At 51.9% G+C, this 8,659-nt stretch carries 8 protein-coding genes; all 8 read left to right on the plus strand.

The window, feature by feature from the left end; translation table 11 throughout:
• Positions 1-41: 41 nt before the first annotated feature.
• On the plus strand, positions 42-986 hold the full coding sequence (miaA, locus tag Q0526_RS12385) for a tRNA (adenosine(37)-N6)-dimethylallyltransferase MiaA (protein WP_298734078.1): 945 nt from the start codon (positions 42-44) through the stop codon (positions 984-986).
• Positions 987-1,007: 21 nt separating this feature from the next.
• Positions 1,008-2,237 (plus strand): HlyD family efflux transporter periplasmic adaptor subunit, encoded by a 1,230-nt coding sequence (locus tag Q0526_RS12390; protein WP_298734080.1) that lies wholly within the window; start codon positions 1,008-1,010, stop codon positions 2,235-2,237.
• Between the two features lie 116 nt (positions 2,238-2,353).
• Positions 2,354-2,803 (plus strand): cell division protein SepF, encoded by a 450-nt coding sequence (locus Q0526_RS12395; RefSeq protein ID WP_298734082.1) that lies wholly within the window; start codon positions 2,354-2,356, stop codon positions 2,801-2,803.
• Positions 2,787-3,590, plus strand: coding sequence for a YlmH/Sll1252 family protein (locus tag Q0526_RS12400; RefSeq protein WP_298734084.1), 804 nt, complete (start codon positions 2,787-2,789; stop codon positions 3,588-3,590). The genes Q0526_RS12395 and Q0526_RS12400 overlap by 17 nt, the downstream gene beginning before the upstream one ends.
• Positions 3,591-3,653: 63 nt before the next feature.
• Positions 3,654-4,580, plus strand: a complete 927-nt coding sequence (locus Q0526_RS12405) for a DivIVA domain-containing protein (protein WP_298734086.1) — start codon at positions 3,654-3,656, stop codon at positions 4,578-4,580.
• A gap of 52 nt (positions 4,581-4,632) precedes the next feature.
• The gene (gene ileS / locus Q0526_RS12410) at positions 4,633-7,407 is read left to right on the plus strand and encodes an isoleucine--tRNA ligase (protein ID WP_298734088.1); all 2,775 of its coding nucleotides are present in this window, start codon (positions 4,633-4,635) and stop codon (positions 7,405-7,407) included.
• Positions 7,408-7,475: 68 nt separating this feature from the next.
• Positions 7,476-7,988 (plus strand): signal peptidase II, encoded by a 513-nt coding sequence (lspA, locus tag Q0526_RS12415; protein ID WP_298734090.1) that lies wholly within the window; start codon positions 7,476-7,478, stop codon positions 7,986-7,988.
• The coding region (locus Q0526_RS12420) for an RluA family pseudouridine synthase (protein ID WP_298734092.1) at positions 7,975-8,659 on the plus strand (685 nt) is incomplete at its 3' end. The genes lspA and Q0526_RS12420, both read left to right, overlap by 14 nt.

Genomic DNA, 8,659 nt, shown 5'->3' on the forward strand with positions numbered 1-8,659 from the left:
CTGCGTTTTGAAAATCACCCGGAAGGAGCTGGAAAAGCAGTTTGGACGCCTTGTGTGAACGCCCCCGTGTGGTGGCAATCGGCGGCCCAACCGCCACAGGAAAAACCGCGTTATCGGTTGCCTTGGCGAAGGAGTTCGACGGGGAAATTATCAATGCGGACTCTATGCAAATCTATCGCGATCTTTCGGTGGGAACCGCAAAAGCTACACCGGAGGAGCGGCAGGGCATCCCTCATCATCTCTTGGACTTTCTGTCGCCGGAAGAACCTTATAGTGTAGCTGATTTTGTGACGGCAGCGGGACAAGAAATTCAACATATTTCGGCACGAGGCCGATTGCCGCTTGTGGTAGGGGGAACAGGGCTGTATATCACCAGTCTACTCAACGGAGTGGTGTTCGCCCCGGAACCTACCGACCCCGCGCTGCGTCAGCAACTGCAGCAGGAGGCGCAAACACAAGGTGCAGAAGAATTGTATGCGCGCTTGCAGGCGATTGACCCTGTCTACACACAAAAGGTACATCCCAACAATCTGCCCCGGGTAATTCGGGCATTGGAATTGTACACGTTGACCGGACGGAAAATGAGCGAGCAACAACGCAACTCCCGCCCGCAGCAAACGCCGTACCGTGCCTTGTGTCTGTGTTTGACCTGCCGGGATCGAGCCGTACTTTATGAGCGCATCAATCAGCGGGTAGACCGTATGGTGGCTGAGGGCGTGCTCACCGAAGCTGAGCAGGTTTGGAACCACCGGCAGCAATACCGGACCGCTGCGCAAGCGATTGGTTATAAGGAATTTTTTCCCTATTTTGAGGGGACAGGTTCGTTGGCAGAGTGCATCCAACAGCTCAAACAGGCGACTCGCCAGTATGCCAAACGGCAGCTTACTTGGTTTCGCCATCAAAGCGATGCGGTGTGGCTGTATGTAGAAGATCCGGATCTTTTGCAGCAGGTCAGCAAACTGGTACGCGACTTTTTACAGAATTGATTCCAAAGGAGGGAACACCGCATGGAACCAAACAAACGGCAGATTCGTGCCGCACAGGTGATCCGTTGGATCGGTATTGCGTTGTTGGCGGTAGTTTCCCTCTATGTAGTCATTCAATGTTTTGTCATCTTTCGCCAATCTTATAAGACCGAGACAGCTATCCAATATACAATGGCCGACAGTGTGACGTTGGATGGTGTGGTATCTTTCGCATCGGTTCCAGTGGAAGGAACCGGCGATTTGGGGTATCTGGTGCAGGATGGAGAGCGTGTGAGCAATGGCACGGTCCTTGCAGAATGCTATACAGACGATTCCCAAGGGTTGCTGCGGGAACGGTTGGACCGTCTGGGACGAACCATCGACCTTCTCAGCAAATCTCAAAATTCTACGGGCAGCGATTTGTCGGTGCTGACCAACCAGACGCGACAGGCACTGTATAACCTTCTGGACAAACTGGATACCGCAGAATACAGCGGCATCAATGATGCCGAAGATGATTTTTTGCTGGCACAGAATCGTCTGCAAATCAACACCGGGCAAACAGGGGATTTCACCCAGACCATCAGCACGCTGCAGGCAGAATATGACGAAATCAACGCTGAGCTTAGTTCGCTGCAAACCATTACAGCCACAACCAATGGCTATTTCAGCAGTACAGAGGCGGCTCCTACGATTGCTACGGACCAGCAGGCTCTCGATGATGCTTCCCCGTTGGAACTGCAGCAGATGCTGTCGGACGGATTCCCGGCTGCGGATACCAACCGGGCCGGACAGATTGCGACTGGTTTCAGTTGGCGGTTTTATACGGTTTGCGATCTGGAGACAGCGGCACGCTTTGATGGCATAACGTCGGTTAAGATCAGCGTTCCGGGAAAACAGAACACGCCCCTTACGGCCACTTTGGTGGAGTTGACCCAAAGTGAAGAAGACGGTATTGCCAAGCTGGTCTTTGAGTGCCAAAGCATCAATGCGGAAATTCTCAGCTTCGGACAGGAAACTGCACAGATCGATATAAAAACCTATGAGGGCATTCGCATCGATAAAGAAGCGCTGCATATCGTGGATGGTTCTCGCGGGGTGTATGTTAAGTACGGCAATTTACAACGGTTTTTGAAAATTACCATTCTGTACGAAGATGAAAATTACATCTTAATACCGGACGACGGCGCTGTCGGTACGGACAATGAGGTGCGATTGTATGATGAAATCATCGTGCAGGGAACCAATTTGCAGGATGGAAAGCTGTTATAGCGAGAGAATCTGCCCGTTTAATATTGACAACGGCAGCAAAATAGAAGATAATATTTAGTGTATATCGCTGTAATCGTGTGTGGAAATCCACATGCGGGACCAAAGGAGTAACGACTATGTCTATGTTTGACAGTTTAAAAAGCAAGCTTGGAATCGACCCGGAGGGAGATTCTTATATAGATGATACCGAGGACGAAATTTTTGCGGGTGGTCAAGGTGCTGCCGCGCAGAGTTATTCTCAAGCAGAGGTCAAACAGCACAGCAATAAGGTGGTCAACATTAATGCTACCACCCAGTTGCAGGTCGTGCTGGTAAAGCCGGAACGGTTTGAGGATGCGTCTACAATCGCAGATCAGCTCAACGCCAAGCGTACGGTGGTATTGAATCTGGAATCTACTGGTAAAGAAGTTTCCCGCCGGTTGATTGATTTCTTGTCCGGTGTGGCATATGCCAATAATGGGCAGATCAAGCGTGTGGCAACCAGTACGTTTATTATTACCCCGTACAATGTCGATATTATGGGCGATCTGATCGACGAGTTGGAGAATAATGGCGTATTCTTCTGATACAGCCAAGACGTCCCGAGGGTTTGTGCCGCCTCAAAACGAAGAAGAACGGCGGCTCATGCGTCGAGTGGAAGAATTGTGTCGTGTTTCACAGGAGCGGGGGATCCCGCGGTACACAGGTTTTCTGTCGGACCGAGAGCAGATACTGGCGACGGCGGCGTGCCATCGCGCAGGCTTTACGAATTTCCGATTCTGGGGAGGATATGAAGGCGCCGAGCGCAAAGTCCTTTGTTTGGAACCGCCGGATACTTGGCAGGAAGAACCGCTGGCCTATCTGCGGTGCACTGCAAAAGGTGACTCGCTGCCCGGACATCGTGAGTATCTAGGGGCGATTCTGGGCCTTGGCTTAGACAGAGCTTGTCTGGGGGACCTGCTGCCGGATCCACAGGAACCGGCAGTCTTTTATGCGATCGTATCTGCCGACAAACAATCCTTCATCGCGACGGAATTGACCAGCGCAGGTCGGTGCTCTGTGCAGGTGGCGTTTTGCGATATGCTACCGCAGCACCTTTTGCAGGGCCCGGAAAGAACGTTGAAAGAAGTCACAATTCCTTCGCTGCGGGCCGATGCAGTATTGGCGGCAATGATGCATACCTCCCGCACGCGAGCGGCAGAATATATTACAGCTGGCCGGGTGGAGATTAACCATTTACCCCTGCGCACCGCCCATGAAACGGTGTACGCACAGGATATTTTTACAGTGCGTGGTGTGGGACGGTATCAACTGGTAGAGATTGGCGGCAAAAGCCGCAAAGATCGTATTTTTATTTCGTTTTTTCAGTATTAGAGAGAGTGCGGGTTGCTCTTTGGTATACTTTAGCCCGGAAAGTCCAAACACAGGAGGAATATCATGGTAACTTCTGAGGATGTCCGCCGCGTTACATTTGAAAAATCGATGCGCGGCTACCGCTGCGATGATGTGGACGATTATCTGAAACAAGTTGCAGAAAGCATGGAAGCTCTTTCGGCGCAGAACGATGATTTGCAGAAAAAACTCGTTGTGCTGGCCCAGCGTATTGACCAGTACCGGGCGGAAGAAGATACGCTGCGCACCACGATGATCAATGCACAGCGGCTGGGCGAGAACGTGATTCGGGAAGCCAAGCAGAAAGCGGCCGAAATTATTCGCACTGCCAACATGAAAGCCGAAGATCGCGAACAGCGGGCGCGGGACGATGTGGAGCTGGCAAAGCAGGAGATCGTTACCCTCAAGAGTGAGGCGGATAGCTTCAAGCGCTCTTTGATGGAAATGTATCGCAAACATATCAATCTGATTAGCAAACTTCCGGAATACAAGAAGCCGGAGGAAGAGGCTGCACCGTCTGAGCCGATGCAAGAAACTGTGCAGCCCGAACCGCAGACGGTAGAACCGGAACCTGCTTATACGCCGCCGGTACAGCCCGTGCAAGCGGCGCCTGTGCAGGAAATGCCCGTACAGGAAACACAGTATTATGATGCCGGTGCGGCTGAACAAGTTCCGGCAGAAGAAGAACCGGAAAAAGTGGATACGGTAGAGTTTGCTATTGCGCCGCATCCCGAAGAACCGGAAGAAATTCCTATGCCCATGGAAACACCGCAGCCGGCGGTAGACGAAACGCCGTTCCAACCGGGAGCGGGGTTATACGATGAACCGCCTGTCGAGAAGCCAGCCCGTAAAACACGCAAGTCTACTACGGGAAAAAGAGCTTCCCGCAAGACTAAAGCCGCGGCGGAACCTCAGCAGGAATTGTCATCTTCGGCGTTTAATAACTTCGAAGGTGTAGATTTTGATAGTTGATGCCTGACAACCTCAGACAGAAATGAATTTTTATAGAGGAGAGTAGGAAATCTTGCCGCAGAATTACAATGACACCATCCACAAGATGCAGACCCCCTTTGAAATGCGGGCTGGTCTGCCGAAAAAGGAACCCAAAATGCTGGAAGACTGGGAGCAGAACCATGTCTATGAGCAGATGATCCGTAACAACGAGGGCAAACCCCGGTATATTTTGCACGATGGCCCTCCGTATGCGAACGGCAGCATCCATATGGGTACTGCATTAAATAAGATCATTAAAGATATCATCATCCGCTATAAGAACATGTCGGGCTTTCAGGCACCGTACGTTCCGGGCTATGATACGCATGGCCTGCCCATTGAATTGAAAGCATTGGGCTCTTTGGGCGATAAAAAGTCCGGTGTTTCTAAACTGGAACTGCGCAAGATTTGTAAAGAATTTGCCACCGAACACATTGACGTGATGAATGATCAGTTCAAACGTCTTGGTGTGCAGGGCGATTTTGAAAACCCCTACTTGACGCTGCGGCCGGAATTTGAGGCTCGTCAGGTGGAAATTTTTGGCGAGATGGCCAAAAAAGGGTACATTTACAAGGGCATGAAGGCCGTTTACTGGTGCCCTGAGGACCGTACAGCCTTGGCGGAAGCAGAGATTGAATATGCAGAGGATGAGTGCGATTCTATCTATGTTCGCTTCAAGCTGACAGGGGATCCCAAGGGGGTCTTGGCTAAGCACAACATTCCGCTGGACAAGGCTTGGATCGTAATCTGGACCACCACCACTTGGACGTTGCCTGCTAACGTGGCAACCTGCTTGAACCCGGATATTGAGTATGCCTTTGTCAAGATCGGGGACGAGTATCATATTATGGCGGCCGAGCTGGTTAAGGCCACTATGGAGGCTTGCCACATTGATTCCTACGAGGTTCTGCCGGATGTTGTGCATGGCGATGAACTGGAATTGATGGAATATCAGCATCCCTTCTTGGATCGTACGGGTCTTGTCATTCTGGGCGACCACGTTACGCTGGAAGGCGGCACGGGCTGTGTCCATACGGCTCCCGGCCATGGTGTAGAAGACTTTGAAGTCTGTGTGAATCATTATCCGCAGCTTCCCATCGTGGTGCCTGTGGATGACGCTGGCCGTTTGACGGAGGAAGCTGGTAAGGAATTTGCAGGCCTTAAAGTGTGGGCTGCTAACAAAGTGATTCTGGAGCACATCCAGCAGACAGGCCATCTGATGGGCGTCCAGCATATTACCCACCAGTATCCCCATTGCTGGCGTTGCCATCATCCCATCATTTTCCGCGCCACCGAGCAGTGGTTCTGCTCTATTGACGCCTTCAAAGAGGATGTCTACAAGGCCATTGACAGCGTGCATTGGCAGCCGGCGTGGGGCCATGATCGCATGGCGGGCATGGTGCGCGATCGTAGCGATTGGTGCATCAGCCGTCAGCGTGTGTGGGGTGTGCCGATTCCGGTGTTCTATTGCAAGAAGTGCGGCAAATATCACATTACCGATGCATCGATCAAGGCGGTCTCTGATCTGTTCCGCAAAGAAGGCAGCGATGCGTGGTATAAGTACGAGGCCAACGAGATTCTGCCCAAGACCGAGGTCTGCGAGTGCGGTGCTTCTGATTGGGAGAAGGATCCCGACATCATGGATGTCTGGTTTGATTCCGGCTCTACTTGGAGTGCGGTCTGCCGTGAGCGTCCTGAACTGACTTGGCCCGTGGATATGTATATGGAAGGTGCTGACCAGTTCCGCGGCTGGTTCCAGTCCAGCTTGCTGACCAGCGTTGCCACGCAGGGAATTGCGCCCTACCGTGAGGTGCTGTGCCATGGCTGGGTTGTGGATGCACAGGGCAAGCAGATGCACAAATCCGCTGGCAATGGTATGGAACCTGCCGAGATCATTCGGGATTACGGCGCAGACATCATTCGCCTGTGGGTTGCTTCCAGCGACTATACGGTGGATGTACGTGCCGGCAAAGAGATCTTCCGTCAGTTGTCGGAAGCCTATCGGAAGATGCGCAATACGGCCCGCTTTATGCTGGGTAACCTGAATGACTTTGATCCCAACCGGGATATGGTCGATGAAGATCAGCTGTTTGAAATTGATCGCTGGGCGCTGGAGGCTTGCAACACTCTGACGGCCACCATGCGAGATGCGTATGACCATTACGACTTCTCCCGTGCGTACCATGCGCTGTACAACTTCTGTGTCATCGATATGTCCAACTTCTATATGGACGTGATCAAAGACCGCCTGTACTGTGCAGATGATCATGCTCGCCGCTGTGCCCAGACGGCGCTGTATCGGATCTTGGCGGACTTCACCAAACTGCTGGCGCCCATTCTCTGCTTCACGAGTCAGGAAATCTGGAGCTACGTGCCCAAGATGCCCGGCATGAAGGACTATGTGGTGTTTGAGCAGATGCCGGAGGCAAAGCCGGCGGCAGGTGCGGAATTTACGGCTAAGTGGGATCGCATTATGGCAATCCGCGACGACGTAAAGAAGGTTCTGGAGCAGGCGCGCGCCGATAAGCAGATCGGCTCCTCTCTGGAGGCTGCCTTGACTCTGTATTGCAATGAGGAATTGTACCATTTCCTCAATGCCATTCCGATGGATGAGCTGGCTGACCTGTTCATTGTTTCGCAAGTTTCTCTGGAACAGGGCGAAGGCGGCGTGAAGGGCATTGTTGATGGACTCGGTGTGCATGCAGACCATGCTGCCGGTGCCAAGTGCCTGCGTTGCTGGAAGTATGAAACCACCGTTGGCGAAAATGGCCTCTGCCCGCGTTGTGCAAAGGTTCTGGGAATGTAATGTTATTTTCAGCGGTGCTTATACCTTGGTAAGCACCGCTGATTTTTTTGTGAGCAATGGAGTTTGGAATGATCTTTCCCTTTTTATCGGTTTTATCTGCCGGAGTGTTGGTGGTCATTGATCAACTGATCAAGCAGTGGGCCAATGCGGTTTTGCAGCCGCTGGGCGCAATTACGGTTATCCCCGGCATTCTAGAACTGCGGTATTATCTCAATGATGGCATGGCATTTTCGATGCTGGCCGGCAAGCAGACACTCCTGATCGCGATCACCTCCATCATGTTGGTGTGCGTTTTAGGCTTGCTGCTATTTCGCAAAATGGGCCCGTGGGAACGGGTTTCTTGGACATTGATTCTGGGCGGTGGTATCGGAAATCTGATTGACCGCTTCTTCCATGGCGTGGTTGTGGATTATATCAATGTTCTCTTCGTCAATTTTGCGGTGTTTAATTTTGCCGATGTATGCATTACGACCGGCGTGATTTTGCTGATGCTTTGGATCCTGTACGATTCTTTCCAAAAAGAACGGGACGAAAAGCGGGCAAAACAACAGGATGGGACCACAACGGATGGAACGGTTTGAAATTACTGCCGACGCTACGGCCAACGGACGTTTGGACGCATGGCTAGCAGCGCAGTGCCCAACACTCTCTCGAAGCGCCTTGCAGACCTTGATGGAGCAGGGCCGTGTTTCTCGCGATGGGGAATCGGTAAGCAAAAAAGAAAAAGCTTGTCCGGGGGCGCGGTATGTGATTGAACTCCCTGACCCGGAGCCCATTGAGGCGATTCCGCAAGATATTCCGCTACATGTGGTCTATGAAGATTCGGACTTGTTGGTAGTAAATAAGCCAAAGGGAATGGTGGTTCATCCGGCACCGGGAAATCCCGACGGGACTCTGGTCAATGCGTTGCTGTATCATTGTGCTGGACAGCTTTCCGGCATAGGAGGGGCTATTCGGCCCGGTATTGTGCATCGAATCGATAAAGATACCAGTGGCTTATTGGTGGTTGCCAAAAATGATGGGGCACACCAGTCTTTGAGCGAGCAGATGCGTGTACACAGTATCCATCGTGTGTATCATGCGATTGTGTATGGGAATCTGAAAGAAGACGAAGGCTTTGTCGAGACTTGGTTGGGCAGAGATCCGAAAGACCGTAAAAAGATGGCCGTTGTTCCACAGACAGCAACGGGGGCACGTTACGCATACACGGGATGGCGTGTACTGGAACGGTTAGGAAACTTCACCTACATTG

This window comes from uncultured Subdoligranulum sp. (genome assembly GCF_937890665.1).

Excerpts from the sequence above, each read along its gene's own strand:
- Q0526_RS12400 (WP_298734084.1), top strand. The coding sequence starts at position 2,787 with ATGGCGTATTCTTCTGATACAGCCAAGACGTCCCGAGGGTTTGTGCCG.
- Q0526_RS12390 (WP_298734080.1), top strand. The coding sequence starts at position 1,008 with ATGGAACCAAACAAACGGCAGATTCGTGCCGCACAGGTGATCCGTTGG.
- lspA (WP_298734090.1), top strand. The coding sequence starts at position 7,476 with ATGATCTTTCCCTTTTTATCGGTTTTATCTGCCGGAGTGTTGGTGGTC.
- Q0526_RS12405 (WP_298734086.1), top strand. The coding sequence starts at position 3,654 with ATGGTAACTTCTGAGGATGTCCGCCGCGTTACATTTGAAAAATCGATG.
- Q0526_RS12395 (WP_298734082.1), top strand. The coding sequence starts at position 2,354 with ATGTCTATGTTTGACAGTTTAAAAAGCAAGCTTGGAATCGACCCGGAG.